Annotated in this window: 18 protein-coding genes; 5 read left to right on the forward strand and 13 right to left on the reverse strand. The window is 68.9% G+C overall.

Annotated elements, in window-relative coordinates; genetic code table 11:
• Nucleotides 1-4: 4 nt before the first annotated feature.
• Nucleotides 5-829, forward strand: a complete 825-nt coding sequence (locus F563_RS0104650) for a helix-turn-helix transcriptional regulator (protein WP_019013481.1) — start codon at nucleotides 5-7, stop codon at nucleotides 827-829.
• A gap of 2 nt (nucleotides 830-831) precedes the next feature.
• Here F563_RS0104650 and F563_RS0104655 read toward each other — a convergent pair whose 3' ends face one another.
• Both F563_RS0104655 and F563_RS0104660 read right to left on the reverse strand, forming a co-directional pair.
• Nucleotides 832-2,898, reverse strand: coding sequence for a hydantoinase/oxoprolinase family protein (locus F563_RS0104655; protein ID WP_019013482.1), 2,067 nt, complete (start codon nucleotides 2,896-2,898; stop codon nucleotides 832-834).
• 3 nt (nucleotides 2,899-2,901) lie between these two features.
• Nucleotides 2,902-4,557: a hydantoinase B/oxoprolinase family protein gene (locus tag F563_RS0104660; RefSeq protein WP_019013483.1), complete on the reverse strand. Its 1,656-nt coding sequence runs from the start codon at nucleotides 4,555-4,557 to the stop codon at nucleotides 2,902-2,904.
• 191 nt (nucleotides 4,558-4,748) lie between these two features.
• Between F563_RS0104660 and F563_RS0104665 the strand changes: the two genes are divergently transcribed.
• Together F563_RS0104665 and F563_RS0104670 are read left to right on the forward strand one after the other, a co-directional pair.
• Nucleotides 4,749-5,108: a hypothetical protein gene (locus F563_RS0104665; protein ID WP_035574696.1), complete on the forward strand. Its 360-nt coding sequence runs from the start codon at nucleotides 4,749-4,751 to the stop codon at nucleotides 5,106-5,108.
• A gap of 41 nt (nucleotides 5,109-5,149) precedes the next feature.
• A complete protein-coding gene (locus F563_RS0104670; RefSeq protein ID WP_019013485.1) occupies nucleotides 5,150-5,539 on the forward strand; it encodes a hypothetical protein in 390 nt (129 codons plus the stop codon).
• Between the two features lie 7 nt (nucleotides 5,540-5,546).
• On the opposite strand, the gene F563_RS0104675 is transcribed toward F563_RS0104670, so the two are convergent.
• The 10 genes from F563_RS0104675 to F563_RS0104720 all read right to left on the reverse strand — a co-directional run bounded on the left by F563_RS0104675 (nucleotide 5,547) and on the right by F563_RS0104720 (nucleotide 18,640).
• The gene (locus F563_RS0104675) at nucleotides 5,547-7,574 is read right to left on the reverse strand and encodes an acetyl/propionyl/methylcrotonyl-CoA carboxylase subunit alpha (RefSeq protein ID WP_019013486.1); all 2,028 of its coding nucleotides are present in this window, start codon (nucleotides 7,572-7,574) and stop codon (nucleotides 5,547-5,549) included.
• Nucleotides 7,575-7,579: 5 nt separating this feature from the next.
• A complete protein-coding gene (locus F563_RS0104680; RefSeq protein ID WP_019013487.1) occupies nucleotides 7,580-9,187 on the reverse strand; it encodes a carboxyl transferase domain-containing protein in 1,608 nt (535 codons plus the stop codon).
• Nucleotides 9,184-10,356 (reverse strand): isovaleryl-CoA dehydrogenase, encoded by a 1,173-nt coding sequence (locus F563_RS0104685; protein WP_019013488.1) that lies wholly within the window; start codon nucleotides 10,354-10,356, stop codon nucleotides 9,184-9,186. The genes F563_RS0104680 and F563_RS0104685 overlap by 4 nt, the downstream gene beginning before the upstream one ends.
• Nucleotides 10,357-10,423: 67 nt before the next feature.
• Nucleotides 10,424-11,665, reverse strand: a complete 1,242-nt coding sequence (locus F563_RS0104690; protein WP_019013489.1) for a phenylacetate--CoA ligase family protein — start codon at nucleotides 11,663-11,665, stop codon at nucleotides 10,424-10,426.
• A gap of 4 nt (nucleotides 11,666-11,669) precedes the next feature.
• Nucleotides 11,670-12,509: an ABC transporter ATP-binding protein gene (locus tag F563_RS0104695; RefSeq protein WP_019013490.1), complete on the reverse strand. Its 840-nt coding sequence runs from the start codon at nucleotides 12,507-12,509 to the stop codon at nucleotides 11,670-11,672.
• A 52-nt stretch (nucleotides 12,510-12,561) separates the two neighbouring features.
• Entirely contained in the window at nucleotides 12,562-13,833 is a 1,272-nt protein-coding gene (locus F563_RS0104700; RefSeq protein WP_245557096.1) for an ABC transporter substrate-binding protein, read from the reverse strand.
• 61 nt (nucleotides 13,834-13,894) lie between these two features.
• Nucleotides 13,895-14,965 carry a branched-chain amino acid ABC transporter permease gene (locus tag F563_RS0104705; RefSeq protein ID WP_019013492.1) on the reverse strand — a complete coding sequence of 357 codons (1,071 nt, stop codon included), beginning with the start codon at nucleotides 14,963-14,965 and terminating at the stop codon, nucleotides 13,895-13,897.
• 12 nt (nucleotides 14,966-14,977) lie between these two features.
• Nucleotides 14,978-15,871 carry a branched-chain amino acid ABC transporter permease gene (locus F563_RS0104710; protein ID WP_019013493.1) on the reverse strand — a complete coding sequence of 298 codons (894 nt, stop codon included), beginning with the start codon at nucleotides 15,869-15,871 and terminating at the stop codon, nucleotides 14,978-14,980.
• Between the two features lie 7 nt (nucleotides 15,872-15,878).
• Nucleotides 15,879-17,813: a long-chain fatty acid--CoA ligase gene (locus tag F563_RS0104715; RefSeq protein ID WP_019013494.1), complete on the reverse strand. Its 1,935-nt coding sequence runs from the start codon at nucleotides 17,811-17,813 to the stop codon at nucleotides 15,879-15,881.
• A gap of 5 nt (nucleotides 17,814-17,818) precedes the next feature.
• Nucleotides 17,819-18,640: an ABC transporter ATP-binding protein gene (locus F563_RS0104720; RefSeq protein WP_019013495.1), complete on the reverse strand. Its 822-nt coding sequence runs from the start codon at nucleotides 18,638-18,640 to the stop codon at nucleotides 17,819-17,821.
• A 196-nt stretch (nucleotides 18,641-18,836) separates the two neighbouring features.
• On the opposite strand from F563_RS0104720, the gene F563_RS0104725 reads away from it, so the two are divergent.
• Both F563_RS0104725 and F563_RS21585 read left to right on the forward strand, forming a co-directional pair.
• Entirely contained in the window at nucleotides 18,837-19,709 is an 873-nt protein-coding gene (locus tag F563_RS0104725) for a Tll0287-like domain-containing protein (RefSeq protein WP_019013496.1), read from the forward strand.
• Nucleotides 19,710-19,714: 5 nt separating this feature from the next.
• Nucleotides 19,715-21,124 (forward strand): serine/threonine-protein kinase, encoded by a 1,410-nt coding sequence (locus F563_RS21585; RefSeq protein ID WP_019013497.1) that lies wholly within the window; start codon nucleotides 19,715-19,717, stop codon nucleotides 21,122-21,124.
• A 3-nt stretch (nucleotides 21,125-21,127) separates the two neighbouring features.
• Here the strand turns inward: F563_RS21585 and F563_RS0104735 are convergent, their stop codons facing one another.
• The gene (locus tag F563_RS0104735; RefSeq protein WP_019013498.1) at nucleotides 21,128-21,565 is read right to left on the reverse strand and encodes a hypothetical protein; all 438 of its coding nucleotides are present in this window, start codon (nucleotides 21,563-21,565) and stop codon (nucleotides 21,128-21,130) included.
• Nucleotides 21,566-21,574: the final 9 nt, after the last annotated feature.

Here is a 21,574-nt window from a genome sequence, read left to right on the forward strand (position 1 = left end):
TCGCATGCCGATCACTGCGCGCCGTGTTGCCTCGGGCTCGGGCTGGTACGTCCTCGACGTGATCTGCACCGCCGGTCCGCACGACCGCGGCGAGGAGGAGCAACACGAACGACCGTCGATCTCGGCGGTGACTGCAGGGACGTTCCAGTACCGGTCGAGCGCGGGTTCGGCGGTGATGGCGCCGGGCTCGCTGCTGCTCGGCAATCCCGGCCAGTGCTATCGCTGCGGGCACGAGCACGGGCGCGGCGACCGATGCCTGTCGTTCCAGATGACGCCCGCCTTCGTCGAGCAGGTCGCCGCCGGGGTGAAGGGCGTGCGCCGAACCACCTTCGCCGCACCCCGCCTGCCGCCCGCCGACGCGATGGTGCCGATCCTCGCCGCGGCCGAGGCGGCGCGCGACGCGGGCGAGAAGGAGGCATTCGAGGAGCTGACGGTGGCACTCGCCGGCACGGTGCTCGGCGCACTGGCCGAGGCCCCATCCACGGGGCCAGCGCCAAGCCTGCGCGACGAGCGGCGGATCAGCCGGATCGTCCGCCGGATCGAGGCCGATCCATCGGAGCGGGTGTCACTCGTGGCGCTGGCGCGCGCGGAAGGCATGAGTCCGTTCCACTTCCTGCGCTGCTTCCGCGCCGTGACCGGAACCACACCCTATCGCTTCGTGCTGCTGCGCCGGCTGCACCGTGCCGCGCTCCGCCTGCGCCGCAGCGACGAGGCGATCGCGGCCATCGCGCTGGAGGCCGGGTTCAACGACCTCTCCACCTTCAACCACCGCTTCCGGCGTGCCACCGGACTGACGCCGCGCGCCTGGCGCAGGCGGGCGCGCGTCTGACGCTATCGCGAGGCGTCCGCCCGGCCGCGCACCGCGATGTCGAGCCAGCCGAACGTCGTGACCTCGGCGCGATCGCCCTCGCGCAACAGCACGGTGGTCGTGCTCGACTCGACGATCGCCGGCCCCGCGACGCTCTGCCCGGCGGCGAGGTCGTCGAAGGCGAACACCGGCACGTCCTGCCAGACGCCCAGATGCGCGCGGCGGTGCGCGCGTGGCCCGACCGGCGCGGTCGCCGCGCGAGGCGGCTCCGCGGGCAGCGCGGGCAGGACACCGATCACGGCAACGCGCGCATTCACCAGCACCGCCTCCTGATCACGCAGGGCGTAGGTGTAGAGCGCCTCATGGCATGTGTGGAACGCCTCGGCCATCTGAGCCAGCAGGTCGGCGCGCGACCAGTCGAGCCCATCGAGCGGCACCGGGATCTCGAAGATCTGCTCGCCGTAGCGCATGTCGGCGGACCGGCGCACCTGCACCGTTCCCTCGAAACCGGTCTGCGCGAGCCGCCGGCGGCCCTCCTCCTCCATCTCCTGGTAGATGCGCCGCAGACCGTCCGCGGACAGCCGGCTCGCATCGCCGATATGGGTACGCGCGAGCTCGTAGCGCAGATCGGAGGCGAGCATCCCCCAGGCCGAGAGTACGGCGGCGAGACGCGGCACGATCACGCGCGAGAGGTCGAGCTGGCGCGCGATCTCGGTGATGTGCAGCCCCGCGGCGCCACCGAAGGACAGCAGGGCGAAGCGGCGCGGATCGATCCCGCGCCGTACCGACACCAGCCGTACGCCCTCGGCCATGCGCGTGTTGACCACCCTATGGATCCCCTCCGCAGCGGCCATGCGATCGACCCCGAGTGCCGCGGCGATCCGATCCACTGCCCGCTCGGCGGCTTGCGTGTCGAGCGTCGCCCGTCCGCCGAGGAAGCTCGCCGCGTCGAGATAGCCGAGCACGAGATTCGCATCCGTCACGGTCGCGACGGTGCCGCCGCGGCCGTAGCAGGCCGGCCCCGGCTGGGCCCCCGCGCTCTCGGGCCCGACATGCAGCACGCCGCCCGCATCCACCCGCGCGATCGAGCCGCCCCCCGCGCCGATGCTAACGATGTCGAGACTCTGCAGCCCCACACGCTGGCCGGCGAGCTTGCGGTCCGACGAGATCGCGGCCTCGCCGCTGGCGATCAGCGAGATGTCGGTGCTGGTGCCGCCCATGTCGAAGGGAATCAGGTCGCCATGTCCGATCAGCCGCGCGACATGCCGGCTGCCAGCCACACCACCGGCGGGGCCCGACAGCACCGCGCCGGCGGCGAGGCGCACGGCATCCGCGACCGTCGCCACCCCACCGTGCGACTGGATGATCAGCAACGGGCCCGAAAACCCCGCCTCGCGCAGCCGCGTCTCCAGGCGTTCGAGATAGCGTTGCAGCGCCGGCCCGACATAGGCGTTCACCACCGTGGTGCAGATCCGCTCGTACTCCTTGATCTGCGGCAGCACTTCGGAGGAGAGCGAGACGTAGCAGCCCGGCATGGCCGTGCGCACAGCCTCGGCCGTCATGCGCTCATGGGTCGGATCACGATAGGCGTGGAAGTAGCAGACGGCGACCGAGTCCACCTGCTTCGCCTTCAGCGTGTGGATCGCCTGCGAGAGCGAGGCCGTGCTGAGCGCCGTCTCGACGCGGCCGTCGTGGCGGATGCGCTCCTCGACGCCGAGGCGCCGGTCGCGCGGCACCAGGGGTTCGGGTGGAGGGACACGCAGGTTGTAGCGATCGTCCTTCAGCCCCTCGCGCATCTCCAGCACGTCGATATGGCCGGCGGTGGTCAGCAGGCCCACGCGCGCACCCTTGCGCTCCAGCAATGCATTCGTCGCGACCGTCGTGCCGTGCACGATCCGGGTCGTCGCCGCGAGCATCGCAGCCCGGTCGATGCCGAGCGCTTCGGCCAGCAGCGCAAGCCCGTCCATCACGCCCATGGACTGGTCGGCGGGCGTGGACGCCGATTTGGTGTGGATCACACGGCCCGTGTCATCCACCGCGACGAGATCGGTGAAGGTGCCGCCGACATCGATGCCGATCGTCCAGGCCATGGCTCAACGTGCCTCGCCGGTGACCAAGCCGAGCGCGATGTCGCGCGCGCGCGCCTCCGCGCTGCGGTCCGCCGGATCGCCCCAGCCGCCGCCGCCGCCCGACTTCGCCGCGATCACGTCGCCCGGGCGGATGACGATGCCGACCTCCTTGGTCCTGAGCGGGCGATCCTCGCGTCCGGCCGAGCGCAGCACGTAGTGGTGCGGCGCACCGTCGAGCCCGCCGTGGATGCCGCAGGCGCCGTACTTCACGCCGTCGCCCGCGGTGTTCGCGACGGCGGGCTCGGCCACCTCGACCGCGAACTCCAGGTCGCCGCCCGGGCCGCCGCGGTACTTGCCGTCGCCCCCCGAGTCGGGGCGGAACTCGTGGCGGCGGAAGAACAGCGGGAAACGCACCTCGGCCACCTCCAGGCTGCCGAACTTGATCCCGCCCGCCGCCTGCCATTCGCCCGCGCCGGGCCAGCCATCGCCCGCCGGCGAGGCGCCGCCGCCGGGCCGTGCCTGGAACAGGTGCCAGATGAAGGGCTTCTGTGTGCGTGGATCGACACCCTGGATCGCGATCCGGAAGCGCCGCCCCCAGCCCGCCATGGCGCGATCCGGGCACGCGGGTGCCAGCGCCTTGATGATCGCCTCGATGATCTCCTGGCCACTGCAATTGGTGCAGAGCGTCACCGGCTTGCCCGGCCGCGGATGCACGATCGTGCCCTCGCGGGTGATCAGCTTCACAGGCCGGAACGCGCCATCGTTCTTCGGCGTTTCGGGATCGATCAGATAGGACAGCGCCACCACCACCGCGGAATAGGTGTTCGGGTAGGAGGAGTTGATGAAGCCATCGACCTCCTCGTGGCTGTCGCTGAGATCGACCTCCAGATCGCTGCCCCGTTTGGTCACCTTCGCGCGGATGTGGATATCGCGGAAGCGATGGCCGTCATCGTCGATCATCGCCTCCCCGTAATACACGCCATCGGGCCATTGCGCGATCACCGCGCGCACCTGGCGCTCGGCACCGTCCAGCACCGCCTCGATCGCGGCATGCGTCGTGGCCGAGCCGAACTCGGCGAGGAGCGCGAGCAGCCGTCGCTCGCCCACGCGCGCCGAGCCGATCATGGCGGCGAGGTCGCCGCGGAAATCCCGCGGATGGCGCACGTTGAGCACGAGCAGTTCGTTGACGTCGTCGATGAGGCGGCCACGGTCGTAGAGCCGGAGCGGGGGGACGCGGATGCCCTCCTGCCAGATCTCCGTGGCTCCTGGGTTGTAGGCGCCGTGCGTGGCCCCCCCGATGTCGCTCTGGTGCGAGCGGTTGATCGCCCAGAAGGCGAGCCGATCGCCGTCGAACACCGGCACGAAGGCGGTGAGGTCCGGCAGGTGATTGCCGCCCCGATAAGGGTCGTTCAGCAGGAACACATCGCCTGGGTTGACGCGGCCGCGGAAGTACTCATGCACCGAGCGTACCGCCCAGGGCAGCGCGCCGACATGGATTGGCACGTGTTCGGCCTGCGCGATCAGTCGGCCTTCGGCGTCGCTGAGCGCGGTCGAGAAGTCGCGGCTGGAGTTCAGGATCTGGGAATACGCGGTGCGCAGCATCGCCTCGCCCATCTCCTCGACGATCGCGTGCAGGCGGTGCTGCACCACCGAGATGGTGATCGGATCGATGTCGGGCATCGGCGAATCCTGTCTGGTCACGCGACGGGTGGCGACGTTATGTCAGGGGCGGATGTGGCGCCAGCGGGTCGCCTGGGCGTACCCTGGGTCGCCGGAGCGCGCTGTCGCTGGCCAAACGCCACGATCGAGGATTGACCCAGATCATTTGCAGCGCCGCATGCTTCGGCAAGCTCCCCGGTGTGGAGGAACCAATGTCACGGCTTTACACGGTTCAGATGCTGCTGGCGCGCAACCCCGGCTTTCCCGAGGGGTCAAGCGCGCGCGGATATGAGCTGCACGTGCCGCTCACACCGGATGGGCATCTCGATGTCGAGACGTGGCGGCAGCGCCGCGCCGAATGTACGGTGCGCCGCTTCTGGCCGGACGAACCCGACAAGCATGGCCAACTGATCCACGGCCGGCACGGCTGGGCGTTCTCCTACGAGCCGGGCGAGGCCGATGACGAGCCGCTGTTCAAGCTCGACGGCCACGTCTTCCGTCCTGGCGAATACGTGACGGTGCGCGAGACCGATGGCGAATCGCTGGTGTTCCGCATCGTCAGCGTGCGCTGACCTCGCTCCACCCGCTCCCACACACTTCCTCAGGACAGGACATGAGCCACTATCACGCCGTCGTCTGGTTGGATCACCATGAGGCCAAGGTCTTCCACATCACCGAGACCGAGGCCGAGACGATCACCGTGAAGGGCCGCGTGCCCGATCGGCACATCAATACGCGCGGCGGCAAGTCACGCGAGCATGCGCACGCCGATGACGCGTTCCTGCACGAGGTGGTGGAGGCCCTGTCCGGCGCACAGGAATGGCTGATCACCGGTCCGGGCGAGGCCAAGCACGCGCTCATGCGGCACATCGAGCGGCACGATCCGCAGTATCGCGGCCGTGTCGTCGGTGTCGAGAGCGCGGATCACCCCTCCGACGGGCAGGTTTGCGCGCATGCACGGCGCGTCTTCGCGAAGGTGGATCGCACCCTGCCGCAGCGCTGAACCGCTTCTATGCGGCCGATTCAGCCTCCACGAAAACCAGTTCCGTTCCCTCCGCCACCAGGTCCCCCGCCTGTGCGGTGACGCGCGTGACGGTGCCGTCGGCTGGGGCCGCAATGCGCAGCTCCGTCTTCATCGCTTCCAGGATCACCAGCGTCTCCCCGCGCGCAACCGGCTGGCCGGGCTCGACCATGACCTTGACGATCCGGCCCGGAATCGGCGCGACGACCGAACCGGAGCTGGCGATCGCGGTAGCGGCGGCGCCGATCTGATGCCGCACGGTGAGGGTCGCGGTGGTCGGCTCGGGACCGGACAGGGTGACGACGATATCGTCGCCGTACCGGCGAACGGTCGCGCGGGTGCGCACCCCGTCCACGTCCAGCAGCAGCGCGTCGTGGTCGAGACCGCGACCGGCGCGCAGGGCCAGCGCGACCGGCTCGTCCGTCGATGATCGGAATCGGAGGCGCCAGAACCCGTCGCCATACTCGGCGCGCACGCGTCGGACGGCGCCGTCCTGGATCAGCTCGGTCTCGGCCGACGCGGCGCCGTGCAGGCGCCAGCCATCACGGCGGTTCCACGGCGAGTGCGGATCGGCCGAGGTGCGCGCGAAGTGCTCGGCGCGGTCCTGCTCGTCGAGCAGCAGCGCGGCCGAGGCGGCGATCAGCGCGCGATCGGGCAGCGGCCGGGGTGCGGCGAGCAGATCATCGGCATGGGCAGCGATGAACCCGGTCGAGAGATCGCCGGCGCGGAATGACGGGTGGCCGACGATCCGGCGCAGCAGGTCGAGATTGGTCGCAATCCCGTCGATGCGGATCGCCGCGAGAGCGGCGCTGAGCCGGCGCAACGCCGCAGCGCGGTCCTCGCCATGGGCAATCACCTTCGCGATCATCGAGTCGTAGAACGGCGTGATCGTGTCGCCCTCACGCACGCCGGTGTCGATGCGCACACCGGATGCCTCCTCCGGCAGAAGGAAGCGGTCGAGCCGCCCCACCGCCGGGCGCCAGTCGAGCGTCGGGTCCTCGGCGCAGAGCCGCACCTCGACGGCATGACCGGAGGCGGGAGGTGATTCGCTGAACGGCAGCGCCTCGCCCGACGCGATTCGCAGTTGCCATTCGACAAGGTCGAGCCCCGTGATCAGTTCCGTCACGGGATGCTCGACCTGCAGCCGCGTGTTCATCTCCATGAAGTAGAAGGCGTCGCCTTCGGCGATGAACTCCACCGTGCCAGCATTGCGGTAGCCGACCGCGCGCGCCGAATCGACCGCGGCCTTGGCGAGGCCGGCGCGCACGGTGTCGGACAGGTCGGGCGCCGGCGCCTCCTCGACCACCTTCTGGTAGCGGCGCTGCACCGAGCAGTCGCGCGTGTGGAGGTCAAGGATCGTGCCGTGGGCGTCGCCCAGCACCTGCACCTCGATGTGGCGTGGCCGGCGCAGATAGCGCTCGAGCAGCACGCGATCGTCGCCGAAAGCGGCCTTGGCGACGCGGCGGGCGGCGGCGAGCGCGTCGGCGAAATCGGCAGCGCGCTCGACGATGTGCATGCCGCGCCCGCCGCCACCGGCGGAAGCCTTGATCAGTACCGGATAGCCGATGCGATCGGCTTCGGCGGCCAGGCGGGCGTCATCCTGCACATCGTCGTGGTAGCCGGGCACCAGGGGCACGCCGGCCTTGGCCATCACCGCCTTGGCCGCGGCCTTCGAGCCCATCGCGCGGATCGCGGAGGCGGGGGGGCCGACGAACACGATGCCGGCCTGCTCGCACGCCTCGGCGAACTCGGCGTTCTCGGCGAGGAAGCCGTAGCCGGGATGAATCGCCTCCGCGCCCGCCTGGCGTGCGGCCTCAATGATGCGGTCGATGCGCAGATAGCTCGCACTCGCGGGCGGGGGGCCGATCGGATAGGCCTCGTCGGCCAGCTCGACATGCAGCGCGTGTGCATCCGCCTCCGAATAGACGGCGATGCAGCGCAGCCCCATGCGCCGCGCGGTGCGGAAGATGCGGCAGGCGATCTCGCCCCGGTTGGCGACGAGCAGCGAGCGGAACATCGCGCTCACATCCGGAACACGCCGAACCGTGTCGGCGGAATGGGCGCGTTCAAGGCCGCCGAGATCGCGAGCCCCAGCACGTCGCGCGTGCGCGCGGGCTCGATGATCCCGTCATCCCAGAGGCGCGCGGTGGCGTAGTAGGGATCGCCCTCGCGCTCGTACTTCTCACGGATCGGCGCCTTGAACGCCTCCTCCTCCTCGGCGGACCAGTCCCTGCCCTGGCGGGCGAGATTGTCGCGGCGGATGGTGGCGAGCACGGTCGCGGCCTGCTCGCCGCCCATCACCGAGATGCGGCTGTTCGGCCAAGTGAAGAGGAAGCGGGGCGAGTAGGCGCGGCCGCACATGCCGTAATTCCCGGCACCGAACGAACCGCCGATCAGTACGGTGAACTTGGGTACCGACGTGGTGGCGACGGCGGTCACAAGTTTCGCGCCATCCTTGGCGATGCCGCGGGTCTCGTAGGTCTTGCCCACCATGAAGCCGGCAATGTTCTGCAGGAAGACGAGCGGGATGTTCCGCTGGCTGCAGAGTTCGACAAAATGGGCGGCCTTGAGGGAGGATTCCGAAAACAGTATCCCGTTGTTGGCGACGATGCCGACCGGATAGCCCCAAATGCGTGCAAAGCCGCAGACAATCGTGGTTCCGTAGCGCGGCTTGAACTCGTCGAGCTCCGAGGCATCGACGATGCGTGCGATCACTTCGCGCACCTCGTAGGGCGTGCGCACGTCGGGCGGGATGATGCCGTAGAGCTCCTCGGGGTCGTAGCGCGGAGGCACAGGTTCGCGCACCGGCACCGGCAGCACCTTGCGGGTGTTCAGGCGCGAGACAATACGCCGGGCGAGCGCCAGCGCATGCGCATCGTCGTTCGCCATATGGTCGGCCACACCGGAGAGGCGCGTGTGCACATCCGCGCCCCCGAGTTCCTCGGCCGTCACCACTTCGCCGGTCGCGGCCTTCACCAGCGGAGGTCCGCCCAGGAAGATCGTGCCCTGCTCCTTGACGATCACGCTCTCGTCGCTCATCGCCGGCACATAGGCACCGCCAGCGGTGCAGCTCCCCATGACGACAGCGATCTGCGGAATGCCGAGCGACGACATCTGGGCCTGGTTGTAGAAGATCCGGCCGAAGTGATCGCGGTCGGGAAAGATCTCATCCTGGTTCGGCAGGTTCGCCCCGCCGCTGTCGACCAGATAGAGACAGGGCAGACGGTTCTCCTCGGCGATCTCCTGCGCGCGCAGGTGTTTCTTGACCGTGACGGGGAAATACGTGCCGCCCTGCACCGTGGCGTCATTGGCCACGACCACGCATTCGCGCCCCGCCACCCGGCCGATGCCGGTGATGATGCCGGCGGCATGGATCTCGCCGCCGTAGAGCCCGAACGCGGCGAGGGGGGAGAGTTCGAGGAACGGCGCGCCGGGGTCGATCAGCCGCTCGACACGTTCGCGCGGGAGAAGCTTGCCGCGCGAGAGGTGGCGTTCGCGCGCCGCCAACGGACCACCCACCGCAGCGGCGGCCAGACGCTCGCGCAGCGTGGCGAGGAGCGCGCGGTTCACCGCCTCGTTGGCGCGGAACCCCTCCGCGCGTGGATCGATCGCGGTCGGGAGCAGCGTCACGCGGTCTCGCGGAACAGTTCGCGGCCGATCAGCATGCGGCGGATCTCGGAGGTGCCGGCGCCGATCTCGTAGAGCTTGGCGTCGCGCAGCAGCCGGCCGGCCGGGTAGTCGTTGATGTAGCCGTTACCACCGAGGATCTGGATCGCATCCAGCGCCATCTTCGTCGCCGCCTCGGCGGCGTAGAGGATCGCACCGGCTGCGTCCTTGCGCGTCACCCGCCCCCGGTCGCAGGCCTGCGCCACGGCGTAGACATAGGCGCGGCATGCGTTGAAGGTCGTGTAGATGTCGGCGAGCTTGCCTTGGATGAGCTGGAACTCGCCGATCGGCTGGCCGAACTGCTTGCGCTCGTGCACGTAAGGCAGGACCACGTCGAGACACGCCTGCATGATGCCGAGCGGGCCTGCAGCGAGCACCGCGCGCTCATAGTCGAGCCCGCTCATCAGCACACGCACCCCACCGCCGACCCGGCCGAGCACGTTCTCCGCCGGCACCTCACAGTCCTCGAACACGAGCTCAGAGGTCGGGCTGCCACGCATGCCGAGCTTGTCGAGCTTCTGCGCGGGTCGGAATCCCTTGAAGCCACGCTCAACGATGAAGGCCGTGATGCCGTCCTTGCCGGCCGCCGGATCGGTCTTGGCATAGACCACCATGGTCTCGGCATAGTGCGCGTTGGTGATCCACATCTTGGTGCCGTTCAGCACGTAGCGGTCACCGCGCTTCTCGGCGCGCAGCTTCATCGACACGACATCGGACCCTGCCCCCGGCTCGCTCATCGCAAGCGCGCCGAGATGCTCACCGGAGATCAGCTTCGGCAGATAGCGGCGCTTCTGCTCCTCGGTGCCGTTCAGCTTGATCTGGTTGACGCAAAGATTGGAGTGCGCGCCGTAGGAAAGCCCGACCGAGGCCGAGGCTCGGCTCACCTCCTCCATCGCCACGCAATGGGCGAGATAGCCCATGTTCACCCCGCCGTACTGCTCCTCGACCGTGATGCCGTGCAGGCCAAGCGCGCCCATCTCGGGCCAGAGATGGCGCGGGAACTCATCCGTCCGGTCGATTTCGGCGGCGATCGGCGCGATCCTATCAGCGGCGAACTGACGCACACTGTCGCGCAACATCGCGATGTCGTCACCGTGGTCGAACTCGAGGGCGGTCAAACGGTTGGGCAGCATGGGTCGATATCCGCGAACTGACAGGCAATCATGCGCGCCAGTCCTGCCGTGCGGCAAGTGCGACGCCTCACCCGACCGGGCGGCGATCGTCGATCACCTTGCCGTCGTTCGGCAGGCTGGCCGGAGGAACAATCTCGACGGCCCCCCGGAGCTTGGTCACGTCACGCAGCGTCTCGGCGAGCCGCTCGGCAAGGCCAGGTGCCGAGGTTGGTGCCTCCACTCGCAGGGTCATCGCATCGCTGTCGCCGGCGAGATCCACCACCAGGCGCAGCCGGCCGAGCTCTGGGAAACGGCGGGCGATCTCAGCGATCTGCTCGGGGCGGACGAACATGCCCTTCACCTTGGTCGCCTGGTCGGCGCGGCCCATCCACCCCTTGATGCGCGTGTTGGTGCGCCCGCAGGGCGAGGGGCCCGGCAGCACCGCCGAGAGATCGCCGGTCGCGAAACGGATCAGCGGATACTCGGGCGTCAGCAGCGTGACCACGACTTCGCCCACTTCACCGGCGGGCAGGGGCTCACCAGTACCCGGGCGTACGATCTCGACGATCACATGCTCGTCGAGAATCATGCCTTCGCGCGCCTCGGATTCGTAGGCGATCAGGCCGAGATCGGCCGTGCCGTAGGATTGCAGCACGGTCAGCCCGCGCGCCGCGTAGTACTGACGCAGCGCGGGAAAGAAGGGGCCGGCGGTGACGTGGCCACGGCGGATCGAGGAGAGGTCGAGCCCGAGCTCGTCCCCCTTGTCCAGGATCGTCTTGAGGAAGTCGGGCGTGCCAGAATAGGCCTGCGGGCGGATATGCGCGATCGCGCGCGCCTGCATCTCGGTGTTGCCAGGCCCGGCCGGCACGACCGCGCAGCCGAGCGCGCGCGCGCCGCGCTCCAGCATCACGCCGGCGGGCGTGAAATGATACGAGAACGTGTTGTGCAGGATCTGCCCGGAGCGGAGCCCCGTGGCGTAGAGCGCGCGGCCGAAGCGGAAATAGTCACGCCCGCCTGCCTCCGGGTCGTAGATCGGGCCGGGCGAGACGAAGATGCGCTGAAGCCGCCCCGCCGGCAGTGTTGTCAGTCCGCCGAAGGGTGGATGCGCGGCCTGGATCGCGCCGAGTTCGGACTTGCGGGTCAACGGCAGCGCAGCGAGCGCCTCGCGCGTGCAGATCGTATCCGGATCGACATCCGCGAGCAGGCGCGCGTAGTAGGGCGCCGAGGCCTTGGCCTGCGCGACATGGGCCGCGAGCGCGCCCATCAGCGCCTCCTCGCGCGCCTGCGGATCGCGCACCTCGAGGACGTCGAAGAACTCGCCGGACGGCATCGGGCTACAGCCAGCGCTTGCGACGCTTGTAGGATTTCAGGTTCTTGAAGCTCTTCCGCTCGGCGCCGTGGCCGCCGAGGTAGAACTCCTTGACGTCCTCATTGTTGGCGAGTTCCTCGGCGGTACCGTCCAGCACGATCTTCCCCTGCTCCATCACATAGCCGTAGGAGGCGACCGACAGCGCCATCCGCGCGTTCTGCTCGACCAGCAGGATGGTGATGCCGAGATCCTTGTTGAGCCGCTGGATGATGCCGAACACCTCCTTCACGAGCAGCGGCGAGAGCCCCATCGAGGGTTCGTCCATCAGCACGAGCTTCGGCCGCGCCATCAGCGCGCGGCCGATCGCCAGCATCTGCTGCTCGCCGCCCGAGAGATAGCCCGCGAGCCCGGTGCGTTCCTTCAGGCGCGGGAAGTAGCCGTACACCATCTCGATGTCGCGCCGGATATCGCCGTCCGAGCGCGTGAAGGCGCCGAGACGAAGGTTCTCCAGCACGGTCATGTCGGCGATGATCCGGCGCCCCTCCATCACCTGGAAGATCCCCTTGCGGACGATCCGGTCCGGGTCGATGCCGTTCAGCCGCTCGCCCGCGAACAGGATGTCGCCGCGCGTGATCTCGCCCTCCTCGGTCTTGAGCAGCCCCGAGATCGCCTTGAGCGTGGTGGATTTGCCGGCACCGTTCGCGCCCAGCAGCGCGACGATGTGCCCCTGCGGAACCTTGAGCGAGAGGCCGCGCAGCACGAGGATGACGTCGTTGTAGACGACCTCGACATTGTTCACCTCGAGCAGCGCCGGCAGTGTGTCCACCCAGCGTTGCTGGACCTTGGCGGCCGCGGTTCCGTCCATGGCTGACCCTCGCGCGAGAGGCGGGCGGCGTCGTGCCGCCCGCCCGCTTGGCTCACCAGCCGAGCCAGTCCTGACGCCGCTCGAGCGTGATCGTCGTCACCGGATCGAGTCGCATCGTGCCAGCGCGCATCAGCTCGGCAACCGAGCCCTGCGTCGTGTCGCCCGTCACGACCGAGCGGAACAGCGCGACCCGCATCTGACCGCGATGATCCTCGACGGTGAAGTTGGACGGGTTGCATACGCCCTCGAAGCCCTGCGGCACCCAGTCGCGCCGCGCGTAGAACCCCTCGCGGATGCGATCGCCCGTCACCTGGCCGCCATTGGCCGCCGCGGTCTGCATCGCCTCGACCATCAACATGGCGCTGCAGACGCCGGCGAGGTAGTGCACAGGGCGGTACTCGGTCGCCGCGGTGGCGCCACCGCGGCTGATCTCGCGCACAGCCGCCATGCCCGGTGCGTCGCCTCCCCAGGTGACGCCCGTGCGCACGGGAAACACGACACCGTTCGCGGCCACGCCGGCCGCCTTCATCGCGTTCTCGTCCATGCCCCAGACATTGCCCAGGAACTGCACCTGCACCCCGGCAGTGTGGCAGGCGCGCAGAACCGAGATATTCGAGCCCGCCGTGTTGCCCAGATAGGCGTAGTTGGCGCCGGCATTGCGCAGGCCCAGGCACTGCGCGGTGTAGTCGCCCGGCGTCAGCGCGAACTGGATCGCCGGCAGCACCTCGAAGCCGAGTTCGGCCGCGAGCGCCTCGCCGGCCGCCTTGGGCGAGTTCGGATAGGGATGGTTCGCGCCCATGTGGACGTATTTCGGCCGCCCCTGGCCGCCCCGCGCCTTCCAGTCCTCCGCCGCCCAGATGATCATCGCGCGCAGCGCATCGGAGTAGGACGGGCCGTAGAAGAAGTTGAACGGTGCCGCCTTGTCCGCGCGCGGCGCACGCCCCGTCGGGTCGGTGAGCGCCGCCGAGTATGAGGCCGAGATGTAGGGGATGCGGTCGCGCGTGACGAAGGCGATCAGCGCCTCGGTGTCGACCGTGCCCCAGCCCTGGATCGCGACCACGCGCTCGCGCTGCGTCCAGGCCTGGTACTGCGCGATCGCGCGCGGCGCCTGGTAGCCGTAATCGAAGCCCGAGACGGCAAGCTGCCGCCCGGCAACGCCACCACGGCGGTTGACCCAGGCGAGCGCGTCCGCGACCCCCTGGCCGTAGGGCACGCCGACATCCGAGGTCGGGCCCGAGTTGTCCATCAGATGGCCAACCGGAATGCGGCTCTGCGCATCCGCGGTCCCGGCGATCGCGACCGCCCCGGCGGCGGCGAGAAGCATGGAACGAAACATCGTCATCCTTGACCTCCTAGACGTTTCCATCGGGGCCGTTCGTCGCCCCTCAGTGCGAGAAAGGATACAGCTTCCAGTACGCCTTGATCAGCCTCCATCGATGGGCGAGTCCGTCCGGCTCGAAGATCAGGAACAGGATGATCGCCGCGCCGATCACCATCTCGCGCAGGAAGCTGACCGCATTGCCGAGGCCGAGCGCCCGGTCGATCGCGCCTCCGGCCACGGCATCGGCGAACCACTGCACAACCTCCGGCAGCATCACCATGAACACGGCACCCATCATCGAGCCCATCACGCTGCCAAGGCCACCGATGATGATCATGCCGAGGAACTGGATCGAGAACAGGATGGTGAAGGCCTCGACCGAGACGAACAGGATGTAGTGGGCGTAGAGCGCGCCGCCGATGCCGGCGAAGAACGACGAGATGCCGAAGGAGAGCGTGCGGTAGTAGGTGAGGTTGATCCCCATGATCTCGGCCGAGAGGTAGTGGTCGCGCACCGCGACGAGCGCGCGACCGTCGCGCGAGCGCATCAGGTTGGCCGCACCGATGAACATGAGCACGACCCACGCGAGCACCAAGTAGAAGTATGTCTCGTTGCTGTCGAAGGCGAAGCCGAACAGCGAGGGCGGCTGGGTGATACGCCCCGCCACGCCACCGGTGAACCAGCGCGCGCGGGCGAAGAAATCCTCGATGATGAACTGCGCGGCCAACGTGGCGATCGCGAGATAGAGCCCCTTCAGCCGCGCGGCCGGGATGCCGAACACCATGCCGACGGCCGTGGTCGCGACGCCGGCAAGCGGGATCGCCAGCAGCACCGGCACGCCGTGTTCGACGAACCAGGCGGAGGCGAAGGCGCCGACCCCGAAGAACGCCGAGTGCCCGATCGAGATCTGGCCGGTGAAACCGACCAGGATGTTCAGCCCCAGTGCCGCGATACCGAGATAGCCCATCTGGATCATCAGGCTCAGCACGTATCGGTCGCCGGTCAGGGGCACGAGGCAGAGCAAGGCCACACCGGCGATCGCGAAGGCGCGCGACAGCCGGGTCGGGAAGATCGTGGTGTCCTCGCGGTAGGACTGGCGGAAGTCGCCGCACGGGGTCATCGCGATCGCGGCCATGGCGTGCGGCCCTCACACCCGCTCGATGTTCTTGGTGCCGAACAGCCCGTAGGGCTTGATCATCAGGATCAGGATCAGCACGTAGAACGGCGCGATCTGGTACATGTTGCCCCAGTTCAGCAGCGTGGTGTCGAAGAAGTGGGCGACGTTCTCCAGCACGCCGACGATGATGCCGCCCAGCACGGCACCTAGGATGGAATCGAGCCCGCCCAGGATCACGGCCGGGAAAACCTTGATGCCGTAGAACGAGAGCGCGGAACTGACACCGTTCACCACGCCGACCACCACGCCGGCGACCGCCGAGACCACCGCCGAGATCGCCCAGGACATCGCGAACACCTGGCGGACCGAAATCCCCAAGGACTGCGCCACCTGCTGGTCGAAGGCGGTGGCGCGCATCGCGAGCCCGTGCTTCGACGCGGTGAAGAACCAGGCAAACGCGCCCATGATCGCGACACTGATGACCAGGCTCATCAGATAGACGCTCTGCACCTCGAGCCCCATCACGCTCACCACCTGGGTCTCGAAGATCGGCGGGAAGGGCTGGGCGAACACGCCGAACATCCACTTCATCAGCGCCTGGAAGAAGATCGACAGCCCGATCGTCACCATGATCACGCTGATAACCGGTTCGCCGATCAGCGGGCGCAGCACCACCACCTGGATCAGGATGCCGAACAGCGTCATGAAGGCGAGCGTGATCAGGAAGCCCCAGAGGAAGGGCACGCGGTGCTCGGTCAGCAGCCACCAGCACACCCAGGCGCCGACCAGCAGGAACTCGCCCTGGGCGAAGTTCACCACCTGCGAGGCCTTGTAGATCAGCACGAAGCTCATCGCGACCACGCCGTAGAGCGTGCCGACGATCAGCCCGTTCAGCGTGAGCTGGAACAGCAGTTCCCAGTTCATCCGATCCTCATGCGGCGTGGGCCGGCGCGGGTGCCGCGGCCGGCGCGGGCAGGAGTTCGATCACCCTGAGCGTGGTGCGGATGCGCTGGGTGGTACCGTCCTGGAACTTGATCACGGTATCGACCGGAATCTCGGGCCGGTCGCCGTAGATGGCATCGATGATGTCGCCGTATTTCTGCGCGATCACGCCGCGCCGCACCTTGCGGGTGCGGGTGAGCTCGTCGTCGTCGGCATCGAGCTCCTTGTAGAGCAGCACGGCCTTGCGGATGCGCTGCGCCTCAGGCAGTTGCGCGTTCACCGCCTCGATCTCGCGCTTGAGGATCTCGCCGACCTGCGGCTTGGCGGCGAGATCGCTGTAGGTGGTGAAGGCGATCCGGTTGCGCTCGGCCCATTTGGAGACGATCGGGTAGCGGATGCAGATGATCGCGGCGAGGTAGTCGCGCTGGTCGCCGAGGATGACGGCCTCGGCCACATAGGGGCTGAATTTCAGCTTGTTCTCGATGAACTGCGGGCTGAAGCGGTCGCCGCGCGCGGTGGTCGCGATGTCCTTGATGCGATCGATCACCACCAAGTGGCCCTTCTTGTCGAAGTAGCCGGCATCGCCGGTATGCATCCAGCCGTCGCGCAGGTCCGCCCTCGTCGCTTCCTCGTTCTTGAAGTAGCCGGCGAACATGCTGGGGTGGCGCGTGACGATCTCGCCGACACCATTGGCGTCCGGGTTGTCGATCTTCACCTCCACCGTCTTGTCGAACGGCACGCCGACCGTGTTGAAGTCCACGTCCTCGGCGGTGTGGATGGTGTAGGCGCCGAGCAGCTCGGTCTGGCCGTAGAGCTGGCGCAGCGGCACGCCCATGGCCTGGAAGAAGCGGAACGTGTCCGGGCCGAGCGCCGCACCGCCGGTCGCGGCCGACTTCAGCCGCGAGAACCCCAGCCGGTCGCGCAGCGCCCTGAACAGCAGCGCATCGGCGAGCGTCGACCGCCCGCCTTTGTCCAGCGCCGCGAGTCCCTGCTTCATGCCAAGCTCGTAGAGACGCTGCTTGAGCCTGGTCGAGTCCATCACCCGCGCGCGCACATCCGCCGCGATCGCCTCCCAGAGCCGCGGGGCGAACAGCACGAAGGTCGGGCCGATCTCGCGGAAATCGGCCATCATCGTGTCGGGCTCCTCGACGAAGTTCACCTTCATGCGGGTGATGAGCCCCCAGCCCATCACATAGACCTGCTCCATGATCCACGGCAGCGGCAGCACCGAGACGTACTCATCCTCCGGGCCTTTCGGATCGGCACCGAGATAGCAGGCGCAGTGATTGATCAGCGCGCGCGCACTCAGCATCGCGAGCTTGGGCCGCGCGGTGGTGCCGGAGGTGGTGCAGAGGATCGCGATGTCCTCGCCGCGCGTCGCCTCCACCATCCGCTCGTAGCGGTCTGGCTCGGCGAGCCGCAGATCCTCGCCGCGCTTGACCAGCGCCGAGACCGACATCAGCCGCGGATCATCGTATTTCCGCATCCCGCGCGGATCGGAATAGATGATGTGGCACAACGACGGCGCGCGATCGCCGAGGGCCAGCAGCTTGTCCACCTGTTCCTCGTCCTCGGCGAAGACGAGCTTGGCCTCGGCGTAGGACAGAAGATAGGCGACCTCGTCGTCGAGCGCGTCGCGGTAGATGCCGAGCGACATCGCACCGACCGCGTGCGCCGCAACCTCGCCCATCACCCAGTCGGGGCGGTTGTCGCCGATCAGCCCGATCACGTCGCCGCGCCCGATGCCGAGCGAGGCCAGCCCGAGCGCGAAGGAGCGGACGCGCTCGTGGTAGTCCGCCCAGGTGATCGACCGCCAGATGCCGAACTCCTTCTCGCGCAGCGCAATCTCGCTCCCGTGTTCGCGGGCATGCAGCGACAGGAGCTTCGGAAGCGTGTCGTGGCGGGTGAGGTCGGGCAGGGCCATGGCGTTCAGGCGACCGTGTCGGCTTCGGTGTCACCCCCGACCGGCACGTCCTCGGCCTCGCCGAGATAGGCGCGCTTGACGTGCGGATCGGCGAGCACCTGCTCCGGCGTGCCCTCGGCGATCTTGCGACCGAAATCGAGCACGATCACGCGGTGGCTGATGTCCATCACCACGCCCATGTCGTGCTCGATCATGATCACCGTCATGCCCCACTCCTCGTTGAGGTCGACGATGTAGCGGGCCATGTCCTCCTTCTCCTCGAGGTTCATCCCCGCCATCGGCTCGTCGAGCAGGATCAGCTTCGGCTTGAGCGCGATCGCGCGCGCGAGCTCCACGCGCTTGCGCAACCCGTAGGGCAGCGTGCCGGCCGGCGCCTTGCGGATGTGCTGGATCTCGAGGAAGTCGATGATGTCCTCGACCTCGCGGCGATGCGCGAGCTCCTCCTTTTGCGCGCCGCCGAGCCAGTACAGCATGCCGGTCACGAAGTTGTTCTTCAGCAGGTGGTGCCGGCCGACGAGAATGTTGTCGAGGACCGACATGTGGCCGAACAAAGCCAGGTTCTGGAACGTCCGACCGATGCCGAGATCGGCGCGGTGGTTCGGCTTCATGGTCGTGATGTCGGTGCCCTCGAACAGCACCCGCCCCTCGGTCGGACGGTAGCGCCCCGAGATGCAGTTCACCATCGAGGTCTTGCCGGCGCCGTTCGGGCCGATGATGGAGAAGAGCTCGCCCCGCTCGACCGAGAACGACACGTCAGTCAGCGCGCGCACTCCGCCGAAGCGCAAGGACACCTGCGCGGCTTCCAGGATCGGCGTGTCCTTCTTCAACCGGACGATCTCCCTTCCCCGGGCCCTCTCGTTCTCCTGACGCCTGCCCGGGCCCCGGGCGTCACCTTACGTGTGGTGTGGCGTGGCGGGCAACAATCGTCGCGAGTGGCGGGAAACCCGGTCCGGCCGGGCGCCGGAAACCCTCGGTTATCGATTTGGTCCCAGGATCACCGGCCGAGAGACGGCAGGCAGCGCCATGGGACTTCGGCTCAAGTTCAACCTCGCGATCCTCGCGGTGTTCGCGGTCGGCTTCGCCGCCGCCTGGGTCGCGCTCGAGCGCCAGTTCGTCGCCTCGGCGCGGGGCGAGGTGCTGCAGAACGCGCGCATCATGATGGCCGCGGCGAACGCGGTCCGCACCTACACATCCCAGCGTGTCGGCCCGGCCCTGGCCGCCGCCCCCCGCGACCATTTCGAGCCGATGACCGTGCCCTCCTATGCCGCGCAGACCAACTTCAAGGCGCTGACCGAGCGCTACCCCGACTTCACCTACAAGGAGGCGGCGCTCAACCCGACCAACCCGGCCGACCGCGCCACCGACTGGGAGGCCGACTTCATCCACGCCTTCCGCAACCGCCGCGGCCTCGAGGAACTCTCGGCCGAACGCGAGACGCCGACCGGCCCGGTCCTGACGCTCGCCCGGCCGATCACGGTGTCAAGCGAGGCCTGCCTCACCTGCCACTCGACGCCCGACCGGGCGCCGCCGGCCCTGCTTGCCCAGTACGGCAGCAGCAACGGATTCGGCTGGAGCATGGGCGAGACCGTTGCCGCGCAGATCGTCTCGGTGCCGATGGCGGTGGCGCTGGAGACGGCGCAGCGCAACCTGCACGCGGCGATGGTGCTGCTCGCCGCCGTGTTCGCCGGTGTCATGGTCGTCCTCAACGTGCTGCTGCACCTGACCGTGGTGCGGCCGGTGGTGCGCATCTCGCGTCTCGCCACCGATGTCAGCCTGGGCAAGGCCGATGCGCCCGAGTTCGCCGCCGGCGGACGCGACGAGATCGGCGAACTCGGCCGGGCCTTCACGCGGATGCGCCGCAGCCTCGACCAGGCGATGCGCATGCTCGGCGCCTGAGCGCGATGTCGGACCATCCCGAGACGATCGTCCGTCCGGCCGAGCTCCCGGCCAGGCTCGGCCGCTACGTGCCGATCGAGCGGCTCGGCGCCGGCGCAATGGGCGTGGTCTGGCGCGCGCACGACCCGGCGATCGACCGGAGCGTCGCGATCAAGGTGATGCGCACCTCCATGCTGGACGACGCGGCGCGCGATGCGTTTCTCGAGCGCTTCCGCACCGAGGTGCGCGCGGCCGGGCGGTGCTCCCATCCCGCGATCGTCGCCGTCTATGACTTCGCCGACGACGCCGAGGCGCCCTACATCGTCATGGAGTTCGTCGAGGGCACCACGCTCGGGCGGATGCTGCGCGAGAGTGCCGCCAATCGCGCCGCGGTCACGCCCCGACTGGTCGCGGCCATGCTGGAGGTGCTGGATGGGCTCGGCGCGGCGCACGCGACCGGCGTGGTGCATCGCGACGTCAAGCCCGGCAACATCATGATCACGCCCTCGGGGGCGGCGAAGCTCGCCGATTTCGGCATCGCCCGGGTCGATCTCTCGGCGGTCACCGGCACCGGGGCGATGATCGGCACGCCCGGCTACATGGCGCCCGAGCAGGCGCTGGGGCGCGCGGTCGACCACCGCGCCGATCTGTTCGCGGTCGCAGCGATCCTGTTCGAGATCCTGGTCGGCCGTGCGCCCTTCGCCGGCGCCTCGCTGCCGGAGACGCTGCTGCGGCTGACCAGCCCCGACCCCGTCGAGCTCGGCCCGCTCGCCACCACCGCGCTCGCGCCCGTGCTCGCACGGGGCCTCGCCAAGAAGCCCGAGCATCGCTTCGACAGCGCGCGGCAGTTCCGCGACGCGTTACGCGCCGCGCTCACCGGCGGGTTCCGCGCCGAGGCGGAGACGATCGTCCGTCCGATGCCGGAGCCCGGCAGCCGCGGCGGGTTACTCTCAGCCAGTCTTGGTTCGACAGCGGCCGAGCGCTTCGACCCTGCGCTGCTCGCGCGGCTGCGCGAGGACCTGGTCCAGCAGATCGGCCCGATCGCCGACACCCTCCTGCGCCGCGCCGCGGCCGGCGCGGAAACGGCGCAGGACCTGCTGGGCGCCTGTGTCGGCATGATCGAGGACCCGCACGAGCGGGCCGAGTTCCTGCGCCGCAACCGCGCGCTGCTTGCCCCAGGCACCGACAGCGGTATCCGGTCCCGGGTGCCGACCCTCACGGCGACGGCGTTCGTGCCGGACGCCACCGCGCTCGCGGCGATCGAGGCGGCGCTCGCCTTCCATCTCGGTCCGATCGCGCGCGTGCTGGTGCGCAAGGAGGCTGCCACGGCCGGCTCGGCGCCGGACCTGATCGAGCGGCTGGCGGTCCATGTCGAGGCGGAGGCCGACGCCGCGCGGTTCCGCCGCGCCGCGCGCGCTGCACTGGGTGGCGGCTGATCCCTACGGCCGGCTCATCAGCTCGGCACGGAACAGCCGGAAATAGGTGACGACCAGGGCTGCGGCGAAGACGCCGTCGATCAGCGCGAGCCACAGCAAGCCGCGCAGCCCGGCACCGAGCGCGAGAAGCAGGAACAGCAGCGCCGTGGCGACACGCCCCAGGATGCCGATCACGTTGGGCCAGCGCACGCGCACCGGGTCGATGTAGCCCGGGAAGTACAGCAGCGTGACGAGCAGCAGCGTGGCCCCCCACGCCCGCAGCCAGCCGGAAGGCGTGGCCGAGGGGAGACCGAGCAGATGCGAGAGCGTGGCCGGAAACAGGATCGCGAGAAGCGCGAGCCCGGCCTGTACAATCAAGCTCACCGCGAGAACGCGCTTGTAGGTGTCCTTGCGCGAGCGCGCCTCCGCCTGTGTCCAGCCGAGGCTCAGGGTCTGATCCATGCGTCCGAA

It is taken from the genome of Elioraea tepidiphila DSM 17972, assembly GCF_000378465.1.
Lineage (GTDB): Bacteria > Pseudomonadota > Alphaproteobacteria > Acetobacterales > Acetobacteraceae > Elioraea > Elioraea tepidiphila.

Bases quoted from the DNA above. Each gene is read 5' to 3' on its own strand.
- F563_RS0104650 (WP_019013481.1), top strand. From the start codon at position 5: ATGCCGATCACTGCGCGCCGTGTTGCCTCGGGCTCGGGCTGGTACGTC.
- F563_RS0104655 (WP_019013482.1), bottom strand. From the start codon at position 2,898: ATGGCCTGGACGATCGGCATCGATGTCGGCGGCACCTTCACCGATCTC.
- F563_RS0104660 (WP_019013483.1), bottom strand. From the start codon at position 4,557: ATGCCCGACATCGATCCGATCACCATCTCGGTGGTGCAGCACCGCCTG.
- F563_RS0104665 (WP_035574696.1), top strand. From the start codon at position 4,749: ATGTCACGGCTTTACACGGTTCAGATGCTGCTGGCGCGCAACCCCGGC.
- F563_RS0104670 (WP_019013485.1), top strand. From the start codon at position 5,150: ATGAGCCACTATCACGCCGTCGTCTGGTTGGATCACCATGAGGCCAAG.
- F563_RS0104675 (WP_019013486.1), bottom strand. From the start codon at position 7,574: ATGTTCCGCTCGCTGCTCGTCGCCAACCGGGGCGAGATCGCCTGCCGC.
- F563_RS0104685 (WP_019013488.1), bottom strand. From the start codon at position 10,356: ATGCTGCCCAACCGTTTGACCGCCCTCGAGTTCGACCACGGTGACGAC.
- F563_RS0104690 (WP_019013489.1), bottom strand. From the start codon at position 11,665: ATGCCGTCCGGCGAGTTCTTCGACGTCCTCGAGGTGCGCGATCCGCAG.
- F563_RS0104695 (WP_019013490.1), bottom strand. From the start codon at position 12,509: ATGGACGGAACCGCGGCCGCCAAGGTCCAGCAACGCTGGGTGGACACA.
- F563_RS0104700 (WP_245557096.1), bottom strand. From the start codon at position 13,833: ATGCTTCTCGCCGCCGCCGGGGCGGTCGCGATCGCCGGGACCGCGGAT.
- F563_RS0104705 (WP_019013492.1), bottom strand. From the start codon at position 14,965: ATGGCCGCGATCGCGATGACCCCGTGCGGCGACTTCCGCCAGTCCTAC.
- F563_RS0104710 (WP_019013493.1), bottom strand. From the start codon at position 15,871: ATGAACTGGGAACTGCTGTTCCAGCTCACGCTGAACGGGCTGATCGTC.
- F563_RS0104715 (WP_019013494.1), bottom strand. From the start codon at position 17,813: ATGGCCCTGCCCGACCTCACCCGCCACGACACGCTTCCGAAGCTCCTG.
- F563_RS0104725 (WP_019013496.1), top strand. From the start codon at position 18,837: ATGGGACTTCGGCTCAAGTTCAACCTCGCGATCCTCGCGGTGTTCGCG.
- F563_RS21585 (WP_019013497.1), top strand. From the start codon at position 19,715: ATGTCGGACCATCCCGAGACGATCGTCCGTCCGGCCGAGCTCCCGGCC.
- F563_RS0104735 (WP_019013498.1), bottom strand. From the start codon at position 21,565: ATGGATCAGACCCTGAGCCTCGGCTGGACACAGGCGGAGGCGCGCTCG.